Raw genomic sequence first — 21,877 nt, forward strand, 5'->3', positions numbered from 1 at the left:
TTCTTCGAACTATTAATACCGCTTTACCTGAACGTCGGGGTTAAAGAGGTATAAAGGCACACGCCAGAAGGTACGGGCAATGTTAAAATTCATATTACGTCGCTGTCTGGAAGCGATTCCGACGCTGTTTATTCTTATTACGATTTCATTCTTTATGATGCGCCTTGCGCCCGGAAGCCCATTCACCGGGGAACGCGCGTTACCGCCAGAGGTGCTGGCGAATATTGAAGCGAAATATCATCTTAACGATCCTATCTCGACGCAGTATTTCAGCTATCTGAAACAGCTGGCGCATGGCGATTTTGGACCATCCTTTAAATATAAAGACTACACGGTTAACGACCTCGTTGCTTCGAGTTTTCCGGTTTCTGCGAAGCTGGGTGCGGCAGCCTTTATTCTGGCGGTACTCGTCGGCGTTAGCGCCGGGGTGATAGCCGCGCTGAAGCAAAATACACGTTGGGATTACACGGTGATGGGGGTGGCAATGACTGGGGTAGTTATCCCCAGTTTCGTGGTCGCTCCCTTATTGGTCATGATATTTGCCATAACTTTGAAATGGCTGCCCGGCGGGGGCTGGAACGGTGGGGCGTTGAAATTTATGATCCTGCCAATGGTGGCCTTGTCACTGGCCTACATCGCCAGTATCGCTCGTATTACTCGCGGTTCGATGATTGAAGTGCTGCACTCTAACTTTATTCGTACCGCGCGCGCCAAAGGGCTGCCGATGCGGCGGATTATTTTCCGCCATGCGTTAAAACCTGCGCTGTTGCCAGTGCTGTCCTATATGGGACCGGCATTTGTCGGCATTATCACTGGTTCGATGGTTATTGAAACCATCTATGGTTTACCTGGCATTGGTCAGTTGTTCGTCAATGGCGCGTTAAACCGCGACTATTCGCTGGTTCTGAGTCTGACCATACTGGTGGGTACTCTGACCATCGTGTTTAACGCGATTGTCGATGTGCTTTATGCCGTTATCGACCCGAAAATTCGTTACTGATACTGGAGCTCGCTATGATGTTAAGTAAGAAAAACAGCGAAGCGCTGGAGAATTTCAGTGAAAAGCTGGAGGTCGAAGGCCGCAGCCTGTGGCAGGACGCGCGTCGACGCTTTATGCATAACCGAGCTGCGGTAGCAAGCCTGGTGGTGCTGGTAATTATTGCGCTGTTCGTGACGCTCGCGCCGATGCTGTCGCAGTTTACCTACTTCGATACTGACTGGGGCATGATGTCCAGCGCGCCGGATACGGAATCAGGCCACTATTTCGGTACTGACTCGTCGGGACGTGACCTGTTGGTACGCGTGGCGATTGGCGGGCGCATCTCGCTAATGGTCGGCATTGCGGCGGCGTTGGTCGCGGTGGTTGTCGGTACACTGTACGGTTCTCTGTCGGGCTACCTCGGCGGAAAAATCGACTCGGTGATGATGCGTCTGCTGGAAATTCTCAACTCCTTCCCGTTCATGTTCTTCGTGATCCTGCTGGTCACCTTCTTTGGGCAAAATATCCTGCTGATTTTTGTCGCTATCGGGATGGTCTCCTGGCTGGATATGGCGCGTATCGTGCGTGGACAAACGCTGAGCCTCAAGCGCAAAGAGTTTATTGAAGCGGCGCAAGTGGGTGGGGTGTCTACCGTGCGTATCGTTATCCGCCATATTGTGCCGAACGTGCTGGGTGTGGTGGTGGTATACGCTTCATTGCTGGTGCCGAGCATGATCCTGTTTGAATCCTTCCTGAGCTTTTTGGGATTAGGTACGCAGGAGCCGTTAAGTAGCTGGGGCGCTCTGCTCAGTGATGGTGCCAACTCAATGGAAGTCTCACCATGGCTGCTGCTGTTTCCGGCAGGTTTCCTGGTGGTCACTTTGTTCTGTTTTAACTTTATTGGCGATGGCTTGCGTGATGCCCTCGACCCGAAAGACCGTTAAGGAGTGCAGCCATGAGCGTAATTGAAACCTCAACCGCGCCGCTCGCGCAACAACAGGCTAACGCACTGCTGAACGTAAAAGATTTGCGTGTGACGTTCGCTACCCCCGACGGCGATGTAACTGCGGTCAACGATTTAAACTTTTCTCTGCGAGCTGGAGAAACGCTGGGTATTGTCGGAGAATCCGGCTCAGGTAAATCGCAAACGGCCTTTGCCCTGATGGGCCTGCTGGCGGCTAATGGTCGTATCGGGGGCTCCGCTACGTTCAACGGACGTGAAATTCTGAACTTACCGGAACGTGAACTGAACAAACTGCGCGCCGAGCAGATCTCGATGATTTTCCAGGACCCGATGACGTCTCTCAATCCGTACATGCGGGTCGGGGAGCAGTTGATGGAAGTTCTGATGCTGCATAAAGGCATGAGCAAAGCGGAAGCTTTTGAAGAGTCGGTCAGAATGCTGGATGCGGTGAAAATGCCGGAAGCGCGTAAGCGCATGAAAATGTATCCGCATGAATTCTCCGGTGGTATGCGTCAGCGCGTTATGATCGCTATGGCGTTGCTGTGCAGGCCCAAATTACTGATAGCCGATGAACCGACCACTGCGCTCGATGTGACGGTACAGGCGCAAATCATGACGCTGCTGAATGAACTGAAAAGCGAATTCAACACCGCGATTATCATGATCACCCACGATCTGGGGGTTGTTGCCGGTATTTGCGATAAAGTTCTGGTGATGTACGCCGGTCGTACGATGGAATACGGCAGTGCGCGGGATGTCTTTTATAAGCCCGTTCATCCGTATTCGATTGGTTTGCTGAATGCCGTACCTCGTCTGGATGCAGAAGGGGAAGAGATGCTCACGATCCCGGGCAACCCACCGAACCTGCTGCGTCTGCCAAAAGGCTGTCCATTCCAGCCGCGTTGCCCGCATGCGATGGAAATCTGTAGCAGTGCTCCACCACTGGAGGAATTTAGTCCAGGCCGTTTGCGCGCCTGCTTTAAGCCGGTGGAGGAACTGGTATGAATGCGGTAACCGAACAACGTAAAGTGCTCCTTGAGATTGCTGACCTTAAAGTCCATTTCGATATTAAAGATGGCAAACAGTGGTTCTGGCAACCATCTAAAACCCTTAAGGCAGTTGATGGCGTAACCCTGCGACTGTATGAGGGCGAAACCCTGGGCGTGGTCGGTGAATCAGGCTGCGGGAAATCGACCTTTGCCCGTGCGATTATCGGCCTGGTGAAGGCCACCGATGGAAAGGTTGCCTGGCTGGGTAAAGATTTACTCGGCATGAAACCCGATGAGTGGCGGGAAGTACGCAGTGATATCCAGATGATTTTCCAGGATCCGCTGGCATCGTTAAACCCGCGCATGACCATTGGTGAAATCATTGCCGAACCGCTGCGTACTTATCATCCGAATCTTCCTGGTCAGGAAGTCCGCGATCGTGTGAAAGCGATGATGATGAAGGTAGGATTACTGCCCAACCTGATTAACCGCTACCCACATGAGTTTTCAGGTGGCCAGTGTCAGCGTATTGGTATTGCCCGCGCGCTGATCCTAGAACCGAAGTTGATTATCTGCGATGAACCCGTTTCGGCGCTGGACGTGTCAATCCAGGCCCAGGTGGTTAACCTGCTGCAACAACTTCAGCGAGAAATGGGATTATCGTTAATCTTCATTGCCCACGACCTCGCGGTGGTTAAACATATCTCCGACCGTGTGCTGGTTATGTATCTCGGACATGCGGTGGAATTAGGGACCTATGACGAGGTGTACCATAACCCGCTGCATCCTTATACCAAAGCGCTGATGTCTGCGGTGCCGATCCCCGATCCGGATCAGGAAAGGAACAAGGTTATCCAGTTGCTGGAAGGCGAGTTACCGTCCCCGATTAACCCTCCTTCCGGTTGCGTGTTCCGTACGCGCTGCCCGATTGCAGGGCCGGAATGCGCAAAAACGCGCCCGGTTCTCGAAGGAAGTTTCCGACACGCAGTTTCCTGCCTGAAAGTAGACCCGCTATAATTCCGAGGGCTGACAAAAGTCAGCCCTTTTTTTGGTGAGGTATCTGTGCCAGGTTTAGTCTCTTCTGTCCGCCGCGCGCTCTTTCGCAAATTATTCGATTTAAACACCCGTTCAGGGCGTCGCTTTGAAGGTATGTGCGCGCTATTCGCCTTGCTCAGCGTTATTGTTATCTTCATTGAGTCCGGAGTAGGGACGCAATACCATTTAACATTTGAGGAATGGCGCGTTTTTGTCTGGCTGGAGATCTTTATTACTCTGGTCTTTACTCTCGAATATCTTCTGCGCTTATGCTGTTGGGCCAATCCCGCCAAATATGTGTTTAGTTTCTGGGGGATAGTTGACCTTGCCACCATCCTGCCGCTGTATGTGATGTGGCTATGGCCGGAAATCAGTCTGAGTTATGTTTTCGCCTGGCGGGCGATGCGTGTCCTGCGCGTACTGCGTATTCTCAAGCTGTTGCGCTTTATGCCTTCTCTACGGGTGTTCTGGAATGCGTTAAAAAGTGCCCGACATCAGCTGATGTTGTTCTATTCCTTTATCGCCATTCTGATGGTGGTTTTTGGTGCGATGATGTATCTGATTGAAGGGCCAAAATATGGATTTACTACGCTGAATGCGTCGGTGTATTGGGCGATTGTTACTGTAACCACCGTCGGCTATGGCGATATCACACCGCACACCCCGTTGGGGCGCATGGTGGCGTCCGTGCTTATCCTGATTGGCTACTCGGTGATTGCGATACCGACGGGATTGATTACCACGCACATGAGCAGTGCGTTCCAGCATCGCGGGCACCAACGAAAATGTCCCCAGTGTCAGCAGGCGCAGCACGAACATAGCGCGCAGTTTTGTAACCGTTGCGGAAGCAAACTACCGGGCTAAAAATAAAAAAAGCTGCGAGAGCAGCTTTTTTGTTTGATTATTCGCGCCAGAGAATATGGCAGAGCTTATGATCTTTTTCGCGACATAATAAAACGCGCGCAAAAATATCGTTAATCTCGCCGTCTTCTGTATCTGCCAGACCAATCACCACTTCGGCAAAGAAATCAGGGTTCAGGTCAAAATCAACATGCTCCTGCCAGTCTTCTGCCGGATCGAATAACTCGGCACCGCCGCGTTCTTCAAACTGCAAATTGAACAGAATGATATCTGCCGGATCGAGGTTATCCGCAGCCAGTTCGAGAAAAATGTCGTAAGCCTGCTCAAGCGTTTCGTCTTCGGTCAGGCGATTGTTCAAATCCATATCCATAATGACTACCTGTTTACTGTCTGATGGGCACGTTTTACAGCAACGGACTAAAGAAGTAAAACAGTCGCTCTGCTATCCGCTGCCAGAGTGGTCGTTTTACCCACAAACGGGCATCAAGCAGGCGGGAACGCGAAATATAATCATCCTGCACGGCGGCGAGATCGCCGCCGAATCCAGCATCGTCAATGACCAGCGTGATTTCAAAATTGAGCCACAGACTGCGCATATCCAGGTTAACGGTACCGACCAGGCTCAGCTCGCCATCGACCAGTACGCTCTTGGTATGCAGCAGGCCGCCTTCGAACTGATAAATTTTAACGCCAGCTGCCAGCAACTCAGTGAAAAAGGCCCGGCTTGCCCAGCCAACCAGCAGGGAATCATTCTTACGCGGAAGAATGATACTGACGTCGACCCCACGCTGTGCTGCCGTACAAATTGCATGCAGCAAATCGTCGCTGGGAACAAAGTAAGGCGTGGTCATAATTAAATATTCGCGCGCTGAATAAGCTGCGGTTAATAGCGCCTGATGAATCAAGTCTTCTGGGAAACCAGGACCCGAGGCAATTGTGTGAATGGTGTGCCCGCTGGCCTGCTCAAACGGCATGATATTGACGTCCGGTGGCGGGGGCAAAATGCGCTTTCCGGTCTCAATTTCCCAGTCGCAAGAATAGACGATGCCCATAGCGGTGGCTACCGGGCCTTCCATTCTTGCCATTAAATCAACCCATTGCCCAACGCCTGCATCTTGTTTGAAGAAGCGCGGATCGACCATGTTCATGCTGCCGGTATACGCAATGTAGTTGTCGATCATGATCATTTTGCGGTGCTGACGCAGGTCCATACGGCGTAAAAATACACGCATCAGGTTCACCTTCAGCGCTTCTACAACCTCGATACCTGCGTTACGCATCATCGCCGCCCAAGGGCTGCGGAAGAACGCCACGCTGCCGGCGGAGTCCAGCATCAGGCGACAGTGAATGCCACGCCTCGCGGCAGCCATTAACGACTCGGCTACCTGATCGGCCATACCACCCGGCTGCCAGATGTAGAACACCATCTCTATGTTGTGGCGCGCCAGCTGAATATCACGGATTAATGCCTGCATCACGTCATCTGAACTGGTGAGCAGCTGCAGCTGATTTCCCTTAACGCCGGCGATTCCTTGACGACGCTCGCACAGTTTAAATAAGGAGGAGGCGACGCTGCTGTTTTCCTGCGCAAAAATATGCTTACAGGCTTTAAGATCGTTCAGCCACTTGGCCGTTGACGGCCACATTGCCCGGGCGCGTTCGGCGCGGCGTTTACCCAGGTGGAGCTCACCGAAGGACAGATAAGCAATGATCCCTACCAATGGCAGAATATAGATGATCAAAAGCCAGGCCATTGCGGAGGGCACTGCGCGTCGTTTCATTAGAATGCGTAATGTTACGCCAGCAATGAGTACCCAGTAACCCAGAATGACCAGCCAACTCACCACGGTGTAGAAGGTTGTCATAAATTTAAAAATCCTTTTGAAAGCGTATTGTTAAGAGTTTACGCATCAGGATTAATCTGGCAAATAAAAACACGGGAAAACCGCTGGTCTGCATTCGGTGTGGCGTTATAATGGCCACTCAGTGACTGAAAGAGTAGTAAACATGAAGCGTAGTAGAACGGAAGTGGGACGCTGGCGGATGCTGCGTCAGGCTAGCCGCCGTAAAGCACGTTGGCTTGAAGGACAATCGCGTCGTAATATGCGTATCCACACTATCAGAAAGTGCATTCTCAACCATCAACGCAACTCGTTGCTGTTTGCGATCCACAGCATCTGATCCCAAAAGGGCACCGCTGGCGGTGCCCAATGTCTGTTTTTGTTCTGTTTTTAAAATACTTTTTTGTAAGGTTTTACTGAAACCTGAGCATAAACGCCCGCTGCAACATACGGATCGGCTTCCGCCCACGCCTGTGCCGCCTCCAAAGATTCAAATTCGGCAATCACCGTTGAGCCGGTAAAACCCGCTGCACCGGGATCGTTACTATCGACCGCTGGCATGGGGCCCGCCGTGAGCAAACGACCTTCGTCATGAAGGAGTTGCAGGCGAGCCAGATGAGCAGGGCGCACGGAAAGACGTTTTTCGAGAGAGTCTGCGATATCTTGGGCGTAAATAACATACAGCACGGGTAGAACTCCTTGAACGGTAAAAGTCGTTAATAACGTTATTGGAAAGGCCTAACAACTGCAACGGAAAGATAACTGATATGTTAAGGCCATACTCTGAAAGTGGTTTTTTATCATAAAATCGCGTTCTAAATGTCAGTTACCGCCATGGGCTTATTGAATATGATTGCTATTTGCATTTAAAATCAGGGCCTGGTTTTTTTACTGAAACGATTATGACTTCAATGACCCTTGATTTACCTCGTAGCTTTCCCTGGCCAACGTTACTGTCTGTCGGCATTCATGGTGCCGTGGTGGCTGGTTTGCTGTATACCTCGGTACATCAGGTTATTGAACTGCCTGCGCCAGCGCAGCCGATCTCTGTCACGATGGTCGCGCCTGCCGATCTCGAACCACCTCAGGCCGTTCAGCCGCCGCCGGAACCCGTTGTCGAGCCTGAACCGGAACCAGAGCCGATTCCAGAGCCACCAAAAGAGGCGCCGGTGGTGATTGAAAAACCGAAGCCCAAGCCTAAACCGAAGCCAAAACCGGTGAAAAAGGTGGAAGAGCAGCCGAAACGCGATGTTAAACCAGCAGAACCGCGGCCGGCCTCCCCGCTGGAAAATACGGCACCTACGCGCACAATGACCAATACCGCGCCGGCAACTACCAGCAAACCGGTGGTCAGTGCGCCATCGGGCCCACGCGCTTTAAGCCGTAATCAGCCTCAGTATCCGGCGCGAGCTCAGGCGCTACGCATTGAAGGGCGGGTAAAGGTCAAATTTAATGTAACGCCGGATGGTCGGGTTGAAAATGTGGAGATCCTGTCTGCACAGCCTGCCAATATGTTTGAGCGTGAAGTGAAAAACGCGATGCGTAGATGGCGTTATGAAGCAGGTAAACCCGGTTCCGGACTCGTGGTGAATATTGTTTTCAAATTAAACGGCACAACGCAGATCGAGTAAGCATCAGGCCGTCCGGCAATGATCAAGAGTGATGATTGCCGGATAGCATTACTGGCGTGTGCTATCAGGCCAACGTGGGGATTGGACGCGGTTTCCCGTCTTTATCAACGGCAACGTAGATAAACAGAGCTTCGGTGGCCTTATAACGCTGGCCAATAGGTTCAGAAGCGACTTTCTTCACCCAAACTTCAATATTGATGCTGATTGAGGTTGTCCCGCGTTTCACACAGCGAGCATAGCAACACACTACATCACCTACGGCGACCGGGCGCAAAAAGCTCATTCCTTCAACCCGCACCGTTACCACACGACCATGTGCGATCTCTTTGGCCTGAATCGCGCCACCTATATCCATTTGTGACATCAGCCAGCCGCCAAAAATATCACCGTTCGCGTTGGTATCGGCAGGCATGGCCAGAGTGCGTAAAACCAGTTCACCCTGGGGAGTGTTATTCGTTGTTGTCATTGTAGAACCGACTATAGAGAAAGATTACAGGCGCGATGCTACTAGAATTTGTGCGTCGAGAACAGAGGGGATGCGGCATGCAGAGCAGATGTAAGTCAGGTTGTCAGCTCTATGGAACGCGAGGGGATAAAAATTCGCCAGATCCGCAGATCTGGCGAGCATGTATTACGATTTATCTTCTTGCGGCAGATGACGGTAAATATAGACTCCACTCAGCAGCGTAAAGAATAAAGTCAGGGCGGTCAGGCCGAACACTTTGAAGTTGACCCAAATATTCTGCGGTAGCCAAAATGCAATATAGATATTCGCCAGACCACACAGGATGAAAAAGACTGCCCAGGCTAAATTTAGTTTCGACCACACTGGCTGCGGCAGGGTCAGTTCTTTACCTAACATGCGCTGGATCAGCGGCTTTTTCATCACCCACTGGCTTACCAGCAATGCACCAGCAAACAGCCCGTAAATCACCGTTACTTTCCACTTAATGAATTCATCGTTGTGGAAAAAAATAGTCAGGCCACCAAATACGGCCACCAGGACAAAGGTGATTAACGCCATCTTCTCGACCTTGCGATAGCGAACCCAGCTGTAAATCAACACTACAGCCGTCGCGACAATCAGCGCCGAGGTCGCCGCATAGATGTCGTAAAGCTTATAAAAAGCAAAAAAGACAACCAGCGGTAAAAAATCAAGAAACTGCTTCATTCTTCGATTCCGTCATCAAAAGCACCGGGTACAAGCCCGGAATGCGTTCAGGGTTTATTGGCGAATCAGCATGTACAGGCGGAACAAATAGATCAGCAACACCGCGGAGATCATATTGCTCAGCGTATTCGCCAATACCGCGCCTACATTCGGCGTAAGTACTGCAAAACTTGGCGCAAAAAGCAACAGCAGCGTTTTTGCCAGCAACCAACCGATTACTGCCGGCGCAACCAGTCGCATATTCGACCACGCCAGACGCATACTGTTGCGCATCGCGGCAAAGACACCCATTTTGTCCTGTACCAACATCACAGGTGCGAGTGCCAGCAGGATGGCCAGCAGAATACCGGGAACAACAACCAGCATAATACCGATTTGCACCAGCAGAGTAGTCAAAAAAATCAGAATAAACAGCTTTGGCAACACTGGCGCACTGGCGCCGATGGCACGTAATGCGCTGACCCGATGACCTGCTGAAATCAGCTGAATCATCAGGATGACCCCACCGGCAAGGATGGCATTACCAATCAGACCAGAAAACGTAGACGCCGCGGAAGCGCGTAGCAAAATTTGCTGTTGCTCCGGGGTCATGTTTTGCACCAGATCGAACAACCCCACGCTGCTGGTTAACTGATCGCCTTCACTGAGTTGCGCAATTTGTGCGTCAGTGGGGGAAAAGGCATGCCCTAACACCACTGTGATAAACGCGCACAACAACGATACCAGCAAGATGGTAATGAATTGATTACGGAAAAAGTTTCCCGTGTCACGGTAAACGGATTTCGCCGTGATAGACATGCACTCTCCTTGAGTTTTGCAGGTGTTCATTTGCGGGCAATTGTACCCTGGATAACTCTACAGTGGCAGCATCGCGCGATGTATGGAAAAGCATATCTTTGTAAAGCTGCGGTAATTTTTGGCTATGACTTCAGCGTCGTGCATGAACGCTGTTTGTTATCTGCGCATAGCGTGCAGATAACCATCACCCATCAGCAATGAGCTGGAGGTACTTGCACATTGAAAATATATCAAAATTGATCTGAATTAATTTAACCAGGATTTTGAATGCAAGTTCTAACTTAATCTGGATCAATAAATGTTAAATTATCAAAGTCAATGTGATCCATGTTAGATCATTTATTACTCCAAAGTAGGTATATTCATTCCGCTTTTATAACCATAACGATGGAGCGGACATGAAAAAATTAACAGTTGCAGCATTGGCTTTAACAACTCTTCTCTCTGGTAACGCATTTGCGCATGAAGCTGGAGAGTTCTTTATTCGTGCAGGTTCTGCCACCGTCAGACCGACGGAAGGTGCAGGTGGTACGCTGGGCAGCTTAGGTGGCTTTGATGTCAGCAATAACACGCAGTTGGGTCTGACATTTACCTACATGGCAACCGACAATATCGGTGTTGAATTACTGGCGGCTACACCGTTCCGCCATAAAATTGGTACTGCAGCAACGGGTGATATTGCCACCGTACATCATTTGCCGCCGACGTTAATGGCACAGTGGTACTTCGGTGACTCCAGCAGTAAACTGCGTCCGTACGTAGGTGTTGGTGTGAACTACACGACCTTCTTCGATGAAGGCTTTAACGATAACGGTAAAGAAACAGGATTATCGGACCTGAGTCTGAAAGATTCCTGGGGTGCAGCAGGGCAAGTCGGTATGGACTATCTGATTAACCGCGACTGGCTGATTAACATGTCGGTCTGGTACATGGATATCGACACCACCGCAAGCTATAAAATGGGTGGCGTCCAGCAGCGCGACAGTGTACGCCTCGATCCGTGGGTGTTTATGTTCTCTGCGGGTTATCGTTTTTAAGTTCTTCTGCAAAACTCCTCTGCAAAACTGGTCATCAAATGACCAGTTTTTCCATTCTTTTCCACGCGTATCGTTATTTTGACCAGCCGTAGTCAACTGAGTCACGTGTGCTTCTGAATACATCAGTCAGAGATGCTGGTTGTACCGCTCCACCCATTTAGCATTTCCCTTTGTTGGAGTGGTGGAGTAAATATAGGCTAAGTATCTTGTCCCGGTACTAAACGAACACACTATCAAATAAGGCGCAGTGCAAGATGACTTGTAGCGCTCTCTTTAAGCAGTACCGCGGTAACTTTAATAGCCAGTGTGTTTATCTGGAATATCGCTTTTGTTTCTATTCTCTTATGCATTATTACTGCGGCTCATTTATTACGTACAAAAAAGAACCTGCAGATAATCAGGGGATAACTTATCCAAAATGTTAACTATTGATAAAATTAAAGTAACATATCGTAAAATTTGGATATTTTATTTTTCATGGACTAAGGTTTATACATCATGATATAATGTGATGGCAGATTATTTACCATTCAATAATGTAAATGAATTTTCGAGGAGATCATTCCAGTGGGACGTAAGTGGGCAAATATTGTTGCTAAAAAAACAGCTAAAGACGGTGCAACGTCTAATGTATATGCAAAATTCGGTGTAGAAATTTATGCTGCTGCTAAACAAGGCGAACCAGACCCAGAATTAAATACATCTTTAAAATTCGTTATTGAACGTGCGAAACAAGCTCAGGTTCCAAAACACGTTATTGATAAAGCCATTGATAAAGCCAAAGGCGGCAGCGATGAAACGTTCGTGCAAGGGCGTTATGAAGGCTTTGGTCCCAGTGGCTCACTGATTATCGCTGAAACATTGACTTCAAACGTTAACCGTACGATTGCTAATGTCCGCTCAATTTTTAATAAAAAAGGCGGGAATATCGGAGCGGCGGGTTCTGTCAGCTATATGTTTGACAATACCGGAGTAATTGTATTTGAAGGGACAGACCCTGACCATATTTTTGAAATTCTGCTTAATGCTGAAGTAGATGTTCGTGATGTAACCGAGGAAGAAGGAAACATCGTTATTTATACTGAATCTACAGATCTTCATAAAGGCATTGCAGCTCTAAAAGCAGCAGGAATTACTGAGTTCTCAACTACAGAATTAGAGATGATTGCTCAATCAGAAATTGAACTTTCACCAGAAGATTTAGAAGTCTTTGCAGGGCTTGTTGATGCTCTTGAAGATGACGATGATGTTCAAAAAGTATATCATAACGTTGCAAATCTCTAATGATAGATTAAAGAAATCTGTCATTATGGCAGATTTTTTTAACTCATAAAGTTGTAATGAGTGCACTATTTATTACAAACTCGGATATTTTCCATCATCATCAACTAAAAATATCTGAGATAGGTACCAGGTATCATTCTCTTTGGACAATTGATATTCATAAACAGGTGAATAATACTGCCTCGATAATCTGGTCGTCACGGTCGCTACTTTTTCAGAAATATGAACCGATATGATGTTCTCTTGCTCAGGATCATGACTAGACTCAGAACCAAAAGCTATAGGCTCGCCCTGAAAACCAGGTTTTGTATATTTATTCAAAAGCTCATTCCAACCCTTCTGGGCCAGGAGCATAACTTCTTGCTTTTCGTAGTTCTGATTTCTCTGAAATGACTGGTCATTCCAATATTTATAATCCCTCTGGAAAGCGGTGATTACCTGTTCCGGAGTATTTGCCAGTATGTCCCCAGCGCTTAAAAATCCAACGCTTAACATAACTAATTTAATCAACAGATGTCTCAACAAGTTCACCCATATTTGGCATGCTTTCCTTCAGTGTCTCGCAAGGGACTTTTTGAAGTCAACTTCATTAATGGTTGCACAACCAAAACGACTGAACTGTATAGATTCCGGGCATACCTGCCCGTGGTTAGCAGCCAGGAAAAATTCCCCTCGTTCTTCATTTAAAAAATTCTGGGGAAAACATCCTGCCTTTCTCCCCTTTGATGTAGTGCTACTCTTTAAGCAAACCAACTTTGAGGGTATTGCTGATGATGTTGACCCGCCATCTGCTACAGCAAAAAATCACACTTCTGGAACCGTTCTACGAGGATCAAACGGCAGCGTTTGCCGTGAGTGTTGCACGTGAATTATTGCTTTGCATGGATAAAATTGAGGCGCTGGAGAAACTTATTGCGACTCCGGTTACACTACCTTATTGCAGCGCAAGTCCGGTTTGTGAGATTGAGGCGGGCTATGCCGCAGGCGTAAACGACTGCCGCGAGGCCATCCGGCGGGCAGGGTATCCTATCGAAGGTGATGATTAGTTTGCGCTTATGTTAACAAATATGTGCTTTTATTGTATAAATCTGTAACCTACGCGCGCTGCTGCGGGCTACATCAACTTACCTGCTTCGGAGTGGCAAACATTCTCTATCAACGTACAACGCTGTTATGCAACAACATAAACGGGTAACCGATTTGGCAATACTGTTAACTATCAGGGTGGACTCGTGAAGATTGTGCAGGATAAGCTCAGAAACAGGCAGGCTCTGCTGGTATCCGGGCTCATTACGTTGATTTTTACCTCGTTGTTTCTGTTTATCATTTATGAACAGCGTATGGCGGCCGCCAGTGAAGGCGTTAGCCGCCTGCAAGCTCACATGTTGGACATTTTTAACGATAATGAACTGATTGCCGATGCGATTGGCGAGCGTTATTACCACATCAAAACCGGCGAACAGTGTGGTGTTATGGCGCAGTTTGTTCCGCGAAACAAAGATGAATGGGGAATTAACGCCGACCCAAAGCGGGTTCATTCTGCAACGGGGACAATTATTGCTCAGCAACCCAGCCATAATGCGCTGTGTATGTATACTGCGGCGGAGTTCATTCGCGGAATGGTTAATGAGCTAAATCCAGGCAGCTTCGATGCACACCGTTACATTATCGCCAGCAATTCAGATTATTTTTATTGGTTTATGGCTTCCGACTCGCGCAATTTCAGTTTTTCTGACTCTGAAATGGCGATGGATATAACGCATTTTTTCTATCCACCCACCGATTTCTATACCCGGTTGTTGCAAAAAAACGTCAAAAACAAAGCTCTCAGTTCAACAAACTTCTATACCGATAAAATTACCGGTGAAAAAGCCTACAGCGTAGTGAGCTATATCTACGATCTGTCGGGTAAAGAGATATCAGACCAAATCGTTGCCTATCTGGTCTATGATCATTCGAAGCCTGAGCTGCAGGAAGCGTTAGCCGAGGCGTTTGATAATCAAATCCTTCCCGGATTGAACGTGGAGTTGGTGAATCTGACCAACAAAGAGAGCCTCTGCTTATCCGGCAAATGTGCGGGACAATCCAGCTATTTGGTGCGCAATTTTTCGGAGAAATATGCGCTGCACTATTCGCTTTCATTAGGCCGTTTTATGGCGCGCGATACACATGCCGGGATTGTTATCCTGCTGGCGCCGTTCTTTTTCATCATCATTAGCTTCTCGTTAAAGTCATGGCTAAACGAAAGCGACCTCAAGGTTTATATCGATACTCTGACCGGCTGTTTTAACCGCCGAATACTCGACATTATCAAGCGTCGGGATTTATCACACTGTTCGGTGGTGCTACTGGACTGCAATAAATTTAAGGCCGTCAATGATACCTGGGGCCACGCGGCAGGCGATCGCGCGTTGCAAATTATCGCCAACAGGATGCTGTCAAACACTCGCACCAGCCACGATATTGTAATTCGTACCGGCGGGGATGAATTTATGATCCTGCTGTTTCGATCGCAGGCAACTGACGCCATAGCAATCGCGCAACGTATTAGCGGGCAGGTGACCAGTCATGTGTTTGTGGTGGATGGGCATACCGTACCATTGTCAGTATCGTGGGGAATTGCAGAAGTGAACGGTGAACTGGATGTGGCCATTCAGAATGCGGATAGCGCTATGTATAGAATGAAGCACACGAAAGAAGGGTGAAACCGCCAGACGTCTCTGGCGGTTGATTTAACTTACTGGTGGGTGGCGGCTTTCATCGTGCTGACAAACGCTTTCAGCTCAGCCAGCATCTGTTCCGGTGCCGCAACATTTTTCTCAATGATTTTCACAATTGCCGAGCCGGAAATTGCACCGGCAGCACCGGCTTCAATAGCTCCGGCTACCTGTTCAGGCGCAGAGATACCGAAGCCCTGTAAAGAAGGCGGTGCATCATATTGTTTCAGCTTTTCAACCAAATGATGCAGCGGTAATGCCGCACGATTTTCGGCACCGGTCACACCTGCACGTGAAAGCAGATAAGTGTAGCCGCGGCCGTAAGAGGCAATCTGGCGTAGCAGTTCTTCATCAGCGTTCGGCGGGCAGATGAAAATCGGTGCGATGTTGTGACGCAGTGCAGCAGTTCTGAATGGCGCAGACTCCTCAACAGGGACATCGGCTACCAACACAGAATCCGCCCCCACTTTTTCGCACTGGGCGTAAAACTCGTCAATGCCCTTGCTGAAGACCAGGTTGGCATACATCAGCAACCCAATGGGAATCGTCGGATGTTTCTGGCGAATCAGCGCCAGCATTTCAAAGCATTGCGATGGTGTGACGCCGGCGGCAAACGCACGCAGAGTGGCTTCCTGAATGGTTGGGCCATCGGCCAGCGGATCGGAGAACGGAATGCCGAGTTCAAGCGCGTCGGCACCAGCTTCAATCAGCGTATCAATGATTTTCAGTGACTGCTCAACAGACGGATCGCCCAGGGTTACGAAGGGGACAAAAGCACCTTCTTTGCGGTCCTTCAGCTGTGCAAACAGGTTTTCGTAACGTTCCATCAGATTTCCCCTCGCGCTTTCAGAATATCGTGTACGGTGAAAATGTCTTTGTCGCCGCGACCGGAGAGATTAACCACCAGTAGCTGCTCTTTTTCCGGATTTTCACGCATCATTTTCAACGCGTGCGCCAGGGCATGGGAGGACTCCAGTGCCGGAATAATCCCCTCGTGCAGACACAGCGTTTTGAAGGCTTCCAGTGCTTCATCATCGGTTATTGAAACATAATCGGCGCGACCAATGCTGTTCAGGTACGCATGCTGTGGCCCCACCGACGGGAAATCGAGCCCGGCGGAAATAGAGTAAGACTCTTCAATCTGTCCTTCTTCGGTCTGCATCATCGGGGACTTCATGCCGAAATAAATCCCAACACGCCCATGTTTCAACGGCGCGCCGTGTTCTCCAGACTCAATCCCGTGACCGCCTGGCTCTACGCCAATCAGACCGACGCTGGTTTCATTAATAAAATCGGCGAACATACCGATTGCGTTAGAACCGCCACCCACGCAGGCGATAACGGCGTCCGGCAGACGACCTTCTTTTTCCAGAATCTGCGCCTTGGTTTCTTCGCCGATCATCCGCTGGAACTCACGCACAATAGTCGGGAAGGGGTGCGGACCTGCCGCTGTACCGAGCATATAGTGCGCAGTATCGTAACTGCCAGACCAGTCGCGCAGCGCTTCGTTACAGGCATCTTTCAGCGTTGCGGAACCGCTGTGAACGGGGATAACTTCTGCACCCATCAAACGCATACGGAAAACGTTCGGCGACTGACGTTCAACATCTTTCGCGCCCATGTAAATACGGCATTTCAACCCCAGCAGTGCGCTGGCGAGAGCAGATGCAACACCGTGCTGCCCCGCGCCTGTTTCGGCGATAATTTCCGTTTTACCCATGCGCTTCGCCAACAACGCCTGGCCTAGCACCTGGTTGGTTTTGTGCGCGCCGCCGTGCAGTAAATCTTCACGCTTGAGATACAGCGTCGTGTTGGTGCCTTGAGTAATGTTCTGGCACTTGGTCAGTGCGGTTGGGCGACCCGCATAGTTTTTCAGCAGGTCTGTAAACTGCGCCTGAAATTCAGGATCTTTTTGCGCGCTGACAAAAGCTTCTTCCAGCTGGCGCAGGGCAGGCATCAGAATCTGTGGCACATACATACCGCCAAATTCACCAAAATACGGATTGAGTAATGTTGTCATGTCCTTTTCCTTAATATGCGCGCAGCGTCTGAAAGACCGAAGCCAGAAGACGTGCATCTTTGATGCCCGGCTGTGACTCTACGCCAGAATTGAAATCGAGACCGGCACAGCCGGTTTTTGCCGCGTCAACGCAGTTATCTGCGCCAAGTCCGCCAGCCAGTAATACGTTATCCAGCGATTGTCCGCCTAAAAGTGACCAGTCGAAGCGTTGCCCGCTGCCGCCCTGACCGTTGTCGAAGACGTATTTATCGACATGCTGATAATCACGGGCTGGCAACTTATCGCTGACGCTGAGCGCCTTCCAGATTTGTACCTGTGCGGGTAGCGCATTGCGTAGCGCGTCTACGTAGGCCTGATCTTCGCTACCATGCAGTTGCACGGCAGTGAGTCCCAGAGCAGCCGCTGTTTCACGTACGTCGATAATATCTGTGTTGCGAAACACCCCGACGTATTGCAGCGGCGCGCCGGTCATGACCTCTCGCGCTTGCTCAACGCTAACCGCGCGTGGCGATGTGGGTACAAATATCAGTCCGCCATAAATCGCGCCGGATTTATACGCCGCGTTGGCATCCTGAGCCCGGGTTAAACCGCAGACTTTATTCTCGCCGAGCAGTACGCGACGAACGGCGGTGTGCAGATCACCATGCGACATCAGCGCGGAACCAACCAGAAAACCGTTGGCGAAGTGGCTGAGCTCGCGCACCTGACCATAGGTGTTGATCCCGGACTCGCTGATGACGGTCACACCGTGGCCCAGGCGCGGCGCAAGTTGGCGGGTGCGATTCAAATCAATCGACAAGTCGCGTAAATCGCGGTTGTTGATACCAACGACTTTGGCGCCCAGTGCGATAGCACGCTCCAGTTCTTCTTCATTACTGACTTCGGTCAGTACGCCCATTTTCAAACTGTGGGCGACGGCGGCGAGTTGACGATATTGTTCATCATCGAGGACCGACAGCATCAACAAACAGGCGTCCGCCTGGTAGAAACGCGCCAGGTAAATCTGGTAAGGATCGATAATAAAGTCCTTACACAGAACAGGTTGCGGCGCGATGCGGCTGACGATAGGCAGGAAATCAAAACTGCCCTGGAAATATTTCTCATCGGTCAGTACGGAAATCGCGGAAGCATAATGTTTATAAACGCCCGCAATCTGTGCCGGGTCGAAGTCATCACGGATCACGCCTTTTGACGGAGATGCTTTTTTACATTCCAGAATAAAGGCGGTGCGCGCACCTTGCAGCGCATCGTAGAAATCACGAGAGCTGGGTTGAACATTATTTTGAAAGCTGGCCAGCGGTTGTTGCTGTTTGCGGGCTTCTACCCAAATCGCCTTGTCTGCGACAATTTTCGCTAAAACGGTTTGCATCATTTACCCTCTTGCTGCCAGTGCAGTGACACGGTCATAGGCCGCACCGCTGCGCAGTACATTAATCACGGTTTGCGCATTGGCTTTTAAATCTTCTTCACCGTGCAAGCGCATTAACATGGCGACATTCGCGGCAACAGCGGCTTCATGAGCGGCTTCACCTTTACCTTGTAGCAAGCGACTAAGAATGTCACGGTTTTCTTCCGGCGTGCCGCCAGCCAGCTGTTCCTGGTGGTAAGGCGTCAGGCCAAAGTCTTCTGCCGTCAGTTGATAACTCTTGATTTCCCCATCGTGCAGCTCTGCCACAATGGTCGGTGCATGCAGCGAAACTTCGTCCATGCCACCGCTGTGCACTACGGCTGCCCGCTGATATCCGAGCACGCGCAGCGTTTCGGCAATCGGCAGCACCAGCTCCGGGCTGTAAACGCCGATCAGCGCCAGCGGCGGATGTGCCGGGTTAATCAACGGGCCGAGCACGTTAAACAGCGTGCGGGTTTTCAACTGCTGGCGTACCGGCATGGCATGGCGAAAACCGGTGTGGTATTTCGGCGCAAACAGAAAACACACGCCGAGATCGTCAAGCGCCTGACGGGATTTGTCGGCGTTCATATCCAGATTGATGCCAAATGCCGCTAACAGATCCGAAGAACCTGACTTGCTGGAGACGCTGCGGTTGCCGTGTTTGGCAACTTTCAGTCCGCAAGCCGCAGCAACAAAGGCGCTGGCGGTAGAAATATTGATGCTGTTGCTGCCGTCGCCGCCGGTACCGACAATATCGGCGAACAGATAATCAGGGCGCGGGAATGGGGCTGCGTTTTCCAGCAGCGCGGTTGCCGCACCGGCAATTTCATTCGGGTGTTCGCCACGAATTTTCATGCTCACCAGTGCCGCAGCCAGTTGTTCCGGCTTCAGTTCACCGCGTACCACGGCAGAGAACAACTGGTGGCTTTCCTGCTGGGACAGCGTCTGGGCCTGATACAGTTTCTCCAGAATTGGTTGCAGCGTATTGGTTTGTTCAAGCTTCTGTTGCGCCCAGGCCAGCGTTTGTTCCAGCAAACGCGCGCCCTGGGTGGTCAGAATGGATTCCGGATGGAACTGGAAGCCGCAGACGCGATCGGTATCGTGACGCACCGCCATCACCATGCCGTTAAAGTGTGCGTTAATGGTTAATCCTGCCGGAACGTTGCTGCCAACCAGCGAATGATAGCGTGCCACCGGCAGCGGATTCGCCAGACCAGCAAACATTGCCTGACCGTCGTGTTCAATGCTGGACGCTTTGCCGTGCAGGATTTCTCCAGCCTGGCCCACATATCCACCATAGGCCTCAACAATGGCCTGATGTCCCAGACAAATGCCGATGATTGGCAGCTTGCCGCGCAGACGGGTTAACAGCTCCGGCATGCAACCTGCTTCGCTTGGCGCACCTGGGCCTGGAGAGAGCATCAGCACAGGATTTTTCATCGTTGCTAAGCGGTCAATCAACGTCTGGGCCGGAATATGGTTGCGGTAAATCACCACGTTGTGACCATTAGTACGCAGCTGATCCGCCAGGTTATAGGTAAAAGAGTCGATATTATCGAGCAGCAGAATGTCAGCCATTAGAAGGTCTCCTGTGCGTGGTGCGCGGTGGCGATAGCACGCAGAACCGCGCGCGCTTTATTACGGGTTTCATCGGCTTCAGACTGCGGTACAGAATCCAGAACAATCCCGGCACCGGCTTGTACGGTGGCAATACCGTCTTCCACGAGGGCGGAACGAATGACAATACAGGTATCCAGATCGCCATGAGCCGTGAAGTAACCTACCGCGCCGCCGTAGCTGCCACGGCGACGACCTTCTGCCTCGGCGATAAGCTGCATAGCGCGAACTTTTGGCGCTCCGCTTAACGTGCCCATATTCATACAGGCGCGGTAAGCGTGCAGCACATCCAGATCGCTACGCAGCTCGCCTACCACACGCGAAACCAGGTGCATTACGAAGGAGTAACGATCGACTTTGGTGAGGTCAGCAACATAGCGGCTGCCAGGCGTACAGATGCGCGCCAGGTCGTTACGCGCAAGGTCAACCAGCATCAGGTGCTCAGAAAGCTCTTTATGGTCGGTACGCATCTCCAGCTCGATTCGGCTGTCAAGGTCGCGGTCAAGCGAACCGTCCGCACGACGACCACGCGGGCGAGTGCCGGCAATCGGGTAGATCTCAATCTGGCGGCTGGTGGCATCGTATTTCAGCGAGCTTTCCGGGGAGGCGCCAAACAGCGTGAAATCGTTGTCCTGCATGAAAAACATGTATGGGCTGGGGTTACTTTTCTTCAGCACATAGTAGGCTGCCAGCGGTGACGGGCAGGGCAGCGAGAAACGTCGGGACGGAACTACCTGGAAAATTTCGCCCGCGCGAATCGCTTTTTGCATGCCACGTACTACGGCGCCGAACTCTTCATCGCTCTGATTGCACTCGCAGCGCATCTGCGGGACTTCAGTGACCGGCAACGGCGGCGCAGGCTCGGTAAGCTGCTGGCTCAGCTGCGCCAGACGGGCGTTAAGTCGCTGTTTTTCCGCATTATTGGGGGTAAAAACACTGGCCTGAATTCGGGTGCTTTTTTTCTGGTGGTCGATAACCATCAGCGTTTCTGCCAGATAGAAGCAGTAGTCAGGACAACGATTGCCCGCTTCAAGCTGAGGTAAATCTTCAAAACCGGCAACCAGGTCGTAGGAAAACAGACCGCCGAAGAACATCGCTTCACGTTCTTGCACAGGAACATTCACCAGCCCCTGCAGTATGCGAAAAGCATCAAATACGGAAAGAGAACATAAACGGGCGTCTTCATCCAACAGCGGGCTGACGGCAGGGAATCGCAGATGACGACCATTCGGCTGTTTTTCATTCTCAACGCCAGCGGGCAGGGCAGCATCCAGCAAGGGCAGCAGCGATGCGCCGTTTGTGGATAACGCCTGAATAGTGACGGTGTCACCGAGAGCGGTAATGCGCAATGCGCTGTCGACTAGCAGCAAGCTCTTCAGATCGTCTTTGCTGTCGATATCTGCAGATTCCAGCAGCAGCGTTGCCGGACGTGCGCCACACACCTGATGAAACAGCGACGTCGGATTCTCACGGTAGGCGGCATCGCAGGCAAGCAGTTCGAGTATCGGTTTTTGTGTTTGCATCGTTATTCTCATTAATTTTG

General features: G+C 50.6%; 23 protein-coding genes and 1 pseudogene. 11 read left to right on the forward strand and 13 right to left on the reverse strand.

Annotated features, from left to right (window positions below):
- Positions 1 to 79 precede the first annotated feature (79 nt).
- The 5 genes from oppB to OGX66_RS22135 are packed head-to-tail and all read left to right on the forward strand — an operon-like array spanning position 80 to position 4,831.
- Positions 80 to 1,000, forward strand: a complete 921-nt coding sequence (gene oppB / locus OGX66_RS22115; protein WP_003020708.1) for an oligopeptide ABC transporter permease OppB — start codon at positions 80 to 82, stop codon at positions 998 to 1,000.
- Between the two features lie 14 nt (positions 1,001 to 1,014).
- Positions 1,015 to 1,923 (forward strand): oligopeptide ABC transporter permease OppC, encoded by a 909-nt coding sequence (gene oppC, locus OGX66_RS22120; RefSeq protein WP_003020701.1) that lies wholly within the window; start codon positions 1,015 to 1,017, stop codon positions 1,921 to 1,923.
- An 11-nt stretch (positions 1,924 to 1,934) separates the two neighbouring features.
- Positions 1,935 to 2,948: a murein tripeptide/oligopeptide ABC transporter ATP-binding protein OppD gene (gene oppD, locus OGX66_RS22125; RefSeq protein ID WP_003833364.1), complete on the forward strand. Its 1,014-nt coding sequence runs from the start codon at positions 1,935 to 1,937 to the stop codon at positions 2,946 to 2,948.
- Positions 2,945 to 3,949 (forward strand): murein tripeptide/oligopeptide ABC transporter ATP-binding protein OppF, encoded by a 1,005-nt coding sequence (gene oppF / locus OGX66_RS22130; protein WP_003020696.1) that lies wholly within the window; start codon positions 2,945 to 2,947, stop codon positions 3,947 to 3,949. The genes oppD and oppF overlap by 4 nt, the downstream gene beginning before the upstream one ends.
- A 45-nt stretch (positions 3,950 to 3,994) precedes the next feature.
- Positions 3,995 to 4,831, forward strand: a complete 837-nt coding sequence (locus tag OGX66_RS22135) for an ion transporter (protein ID WP_003020693.1) — start codon at positions 3,995 to 3,997, stop codon at positions 4,829 to 4,831.
- Positions 4,832 to 4,868: 37 nt separating this feature from the next.
- On the opposite strand, the gene OGX66_RS22140 is transcribed toward OGX66_RS22135, so the two are convergent.
- Both OGX66_RS22140 and cls read right to left on the reverse strand, forming a co-directional pair.
- A complete protein-coding gene (locus OGX66_RS22140) occupies positions 4,869 to 5,198 on the reverse strand; it encodes an HI1450 family dsDNA-mimic protein (RefSeq protein WP_003020691.1) in 330 nt (109 codons plus the stop codon).
- A gap of 34 nt (positions 5,199 to 5,232) precedes the next feature.
- Complete coding sequence (gene cls / locus OGX66_RS22145; RefSeq protein WP_003020687.1) at positions 5,233 to 6,693, reverse strand: cardiolipin synthase; 1,461 nt, start codon at positions 6,691 to 6,693, stop codon at positions 5,233 to 5,235.
- Between the two features lie 142 nt (positions 6,694 to 6,835).
- Between cls and OGX66_RS22150 the strand changes: the two genes are divergently transcribed.
- The gene (locus OGX66_RS22150) at positions 6,836 to 7,009 is read left to right on the forward strand and encodes a YciY family protein (RefSeq protein ID WP_003020684.1); all 174 of its coding nucleotides are present in this window, start codon (positions 6,836 to 6,838) and stop codon (positions 7,007 to 7,009) included.
- 50 nt (positions 7,010 to 7,059) lie between these two features.
- Here OGX66_RS22150 and OGX66_RS22155 read toward each other — a convergent pair whose 3' ends face one another.
- On the reverse strand, positions 7,060 to 7,356 hold the full coding sequence (locus OGX66_RS22155; RefSeq protein ID WP_003020675.1) for a YciI family protein: 297 nt from the start codon (positions 7,354 to 7,356) through the stop codon (positions 7,060 to 7,062).
- A gap of 215 nt (positions 7,357 to 7,571) precedes the next feature.
- Between OGX66_RS22155 and tonB the strand changes: the two genes are divergently transcribed.
- The gene (gene tonB, locus OGX66_RS22160) at positions 7,572 to 8,300 is read left to right on the forward strand and encodes a TonB system transport protein TonB (RefSeq protein ID WP_270921844.1); all 729 of its coding nucleotides are present in this window, start codon (positions 7,572 to 7,574) and stop codon (positions 8,298 to 8,300) included.
- A 64-nt stretch (positions 8,301 to 8,364) separates the two neighbouring features.
- On the opposite strand, the gene yciA is transcribed toward tonB, so the two are convergent.
- The 4 genes and pseudogenes from yciA to OGX66_RS22180 form a co-directional block, all read right to left on the reverse strand.
- Complete coding sequence (gene yciA, locus OGX66_RS22165) at positions 8,365 to 8,766, reverse strand: acyl-CoA thioester hydrolase YciA (RefSeq protein ID WP_003020670.1); 402 nt, start codon at positions 8,764 to 8,766, stop codon at positions 8,365 to 8,367.
- 165 nt (positions 8,767 to 8,931) lie between these two features.
- Entirely contained in the window at positions 8,932 to 9,471 is a 540-nt protein-coding gene (locus OGX66_RS22170) for a septation protein A (protein WP_003020667.1), read from the reverse strand.
- A gap of 54 nt (positions 9,472 to 9,525) precedes the next feature.
- Positions 9,526 to 10,269: a YciC family protein gene (locus OGX66_RS22175; protein WP_003020663.1), complete on the reverse strand. Its 744-nt coding sequence runs from the start codon at positions 10,267 to 10,269 to the stop codon at positions 9,526 to 9,528.
- Between the two features lie 28 nt (positions 10,270 to 10,297).
- Positions 10,298 to 10,384: pseudogene (locus tag OGX66_RS22180) on the reverse strand (YkgJ family cysteine cluster protein); the annotation flags it as partial.
- Between the two features lie 283 nt (positions 10,385 to 10,667).
- Between OGX66_RS22180 and ompW the strand changes: the two are divergent.
- Together ompW and OGX66_RS22190 are read left to right on the forward strand one after the other, a co-directional pair.
- Positions 10,668 to 11,306 (forward strand): outer membrane protein OmpW, encoded by a 639-nt coding sequence (gene ompW / locus OGX66_RS22185; protein WP_003833354.1) that lies wholly within the window; start codon positions 10,668 to 10,670, stop codon positions 11,304 to 11,306.
- 567 nt (positions 11,307 to 11,873) lie between these two features.
- Positions 11,874 to 12,590, forward strand: coding sequence for a YebC/PmpR family DNA-binding transcriptional regulator (locus OGX66_RS22190; protein WP_003020658.1), 717 nt, complete (start codon positions 11,874 to 11,876; stop codon positions 12,588 to 12,590).
- Between the two features lie 72 nt (positions 12,591 to 12,662).
- Here OGX66_RS22190 and OGX66_RS22195 read toward each other — a convergent pair whose 3' ends face one another.
- The gene (locus OGX66_RS22195) at positions 12,663 to 13,100 is read right to left on the reverse strand and encodes a hypothetical protein (RefSeq protein ID WP_225990946.1); all 438 of its coding nucleotides are present in this window, start codon (positions 13,098 to 13,100) and stop codon (positions 12,663 to 12,665) included.
- Positions 13,101 to 13,360: 260 nt separating this feature from the next.
- On the opposite strand from OGX66_RS22195, the gene OGX66_RS22200 reads away from it, so the two are divergent.
- Both OGX66_RS22200 and OGX66_RS22205 read left to right on the forward strand, forming a co-directional pair.
- Complete coding sequence (locus OGX66_RS22200; protein WP_003841288.1) at positions 13,361 to 13,636, forward strand: hypothetical protein; 276 nt, start codon at positions 13,361 to 13,363, stop codon at positions 13,634 to 13,636.
- Between the two features lie 186 nt (positions 13,637 to 13,822).
- Positions 13,823 to 15,295 (forward strand): GGDEF domain-containing protein, encoded by a 1,473-nt coding sequence (locus tag OGX66_RS22205; protein WP_003841287.1) that lies wholly within the window; start codon positions 13,823 to 13,825, stop codon positions 15,293 to 15,295.
- A 32-nt stretch (positions 15,296 to 15,327) separates the two neighbouring features.
- Here OGX66_RS22205 and trpA read toward each other — a convergent pair whose 3' ends face one another.
- From trpA to OGX66_RS22230, 5 genes are read right to left on the reverse strand one after another with little or no spacing between them, the layout of a single operon-like run.
- On the reverse strand, positions 15,328 to 16,134 hold the full coding sequence (gene trpA, locus OGX66_RS22210; protein ID WP_044710930.1) for a tryptophan synthase subunit alpha: 807 nt from the start codon (positions 16,132 to 16,134) through the stop codon (positions 15,328 to 15,330).
- Positions 16,134 to 17,327, reverse strand: coding sequence for a tryptophan synthase subunit beta (trpB, locus tag OGX66_RS22215; protein ID WP_003020645.1), 1,194 nt, complete (start codon positions 17,325 to 17,327; stop codon positions 16,134 to 16,136). The genes trpA and trpB overlap by 1 nt, the downstream gene beginning before the upstream one ends.
- A gap of 10 nt (positions 17,328 to 17,337) precedes the next feature.
- Complete coding sequence (trpCF, locus tag OGX66_RS22220; protein ID WP_088903345.1) at positions 17,338 to 18,696, reverse strand: bifunctional indole-3-glycerol-phosphate synthase TrpC/phosphoribosylanthranilate isomerase TrpF; 1,359 nt, start codon at positions 18,694 to 18,696, stop codon at positions 17,338 to 17,340.
- A 3-nt stretch (positions 18,697 to 18,699) separates the two neighbouring features.
- Complete coding sequence (gene trpD, locus OGX66_RS22225; protein WP_003020639.1) at positions 18,700 to 20,295, reverse strand: bifunctional anthranilate synthase glutamate amidotransferase component TrpG/anthranilate phosphoribosyltransferase TrpD; 1,596 nt, start codon at positions 20,293 to 20,295, stop codon at positions 18,700 to 18,702.
- On the reverse strand, positions 20,295 to 21,857 hold the full coding sequence (locus OGX66_RS22230) for an anthranilate synthase component 1 (protein WP_061550103.1): 1,563 nt from the start codon (positions 21,855 to 21,857) through the stop codon (positions 20,295 to 20,297). The genes trpD and OGX66_RS22230 overlap by 1 nt, the downstream gene beginning before the upstream one ends.
- Positions 21,858 to 21,877: the final 20 nt, after the last annotated feature.

It is taken from the genome of Citrobacter sp. Cf072 (genome assembly GCF_030334485.1).
Lineage (GTDB): Bacteria > Pseudomonadota > Gammaproteobacteria > Enterobacterales > Enterobacteriaceae > Citrobacter > Citrobacter freundii.

Excerpts from the sequence above, each read along its gene's own strand:
- oppB (WP_003020708.1), top strand. The coding sequence starts at position 80 with ATGTTAAAATTCATATTACGTCGCTGTCTGGAAGCGATTCCGACGCTG.
- oppC (WP_003020701.1), top strand. The coding sequence starts at position 1,015 with ATGATGTTAAGTAAGAAAAACAGCGAAGCGCTGGAGAATTTCAGTGAA.
- oppD (WP_003833364.1), top strand. The coding sequence starts at position 1,935 with ATGAGCGTAATTGAAACCTCAACCGCGCCGCTCGCGCAACAACAGGCT.
- oppF (WP_003020696.1), top strand. The coding sequence starts at position 2,945 with ATGAATGCGGTAACCGAACAACGTAAAGTGCTCCTTGAGATTGCTGAC.
- OGX66_RS22140 (WP_003020691.1), bottom strand. The coding sequence starts at position 5,198 with ATGGATATGGATTTGAACAATCGCCTGACCGAAGACGAAACGCTTGAG.
- cls (WP_003020687.1), bottom strand. The coding sequence starts at position 6,693 with ATGACAACCTTCTACACCGTGGTGAGTTGGCTGGTCATTCTGGGTTAC.
- OGX66_RS22150 (WP_003020684.1), top strand. The coding sequence starts at position 6,836 with ATGAAGCGTAGTAGAACGGAAGTGGGACGCTGGCGGATGCTGCGTCAG.
- tonB (WP_270921844.1), top strand. The coding sequence starts at position 7,572 with ATGACTTCAATGACCCTTGATTTACCTCGTAGCTTTCCCTGGCCAACG.
- yciA (WP_003020670.1), bottom strand. The coding sequence starts at position 8,766 with ATGACAACAACGAATAACACTCCCCAGGGTGAACTGGTTTTACGCACT.
- OGX66_RS22170 (WP_003020667.1), bottom strand. The coding sequence starts at position 9,471 with ATGAAGCAGTTTCTTGATTTTTTACCGCTGGTTGTCTTTTTTGCTTTT.
- OGX66_RS22175 (WP_003020663.1), bottom strand. The coding sequence starts at position 10,269 with ATGTCTATCACGGCGAAATCCGTTTACCGTGACACGGGAAACTTTTTC.
- ompW (WP_003833354.1), top strand. The coding sequence starts at position 10,668 with ATGAAAAAATTAACAGTTGCAGCATTGGCTTTAACAACTCTTCTCTCT.
- OGX66_RS22200 (WP_003841288.1), top strand. The coding sequence starts at position 13,361 with ATGATGTTGACCCGCCATCTGCTACAGCAAAAAATCACACTTCTGGAA.
- trpA (WP_044710930.1), bottom strand. The coding sequence starts at position 16,134 with ATGGAACGTTACGAAAACCTGTTTGCACAGCTGAAGGACCGCAAAGAA.
- trpB (WP_003020645.1), bottom strand. The coding sequence starts at position 17,327 with ATGACAACATTACTCAATCCGTATTTTGGTGAATTTGGCGGTATGTAT.
- trpCF (WP_088903345.1), bottom strand. The coding sequence starts at position 18,696 with ATGCAAACCGTTTTAGCGAAAATTGTCGCAGACAAGGCGATTTGGGTA.
- trpD (WP_003020639.1), bottom strand. The coding sequence starts at position 20,295 with ATGGCTGACATTCTGCTGCTCGATAATATCGACTCTTTTACCTATAAC.
- OGX66_RS22230 (WP_061550103.1), bottom strand. The coding sequence starts at position 21,857 with ATGCAAACACAAAAACCGATACTCGAACTGCTTGCCTGCGATGCCGCC.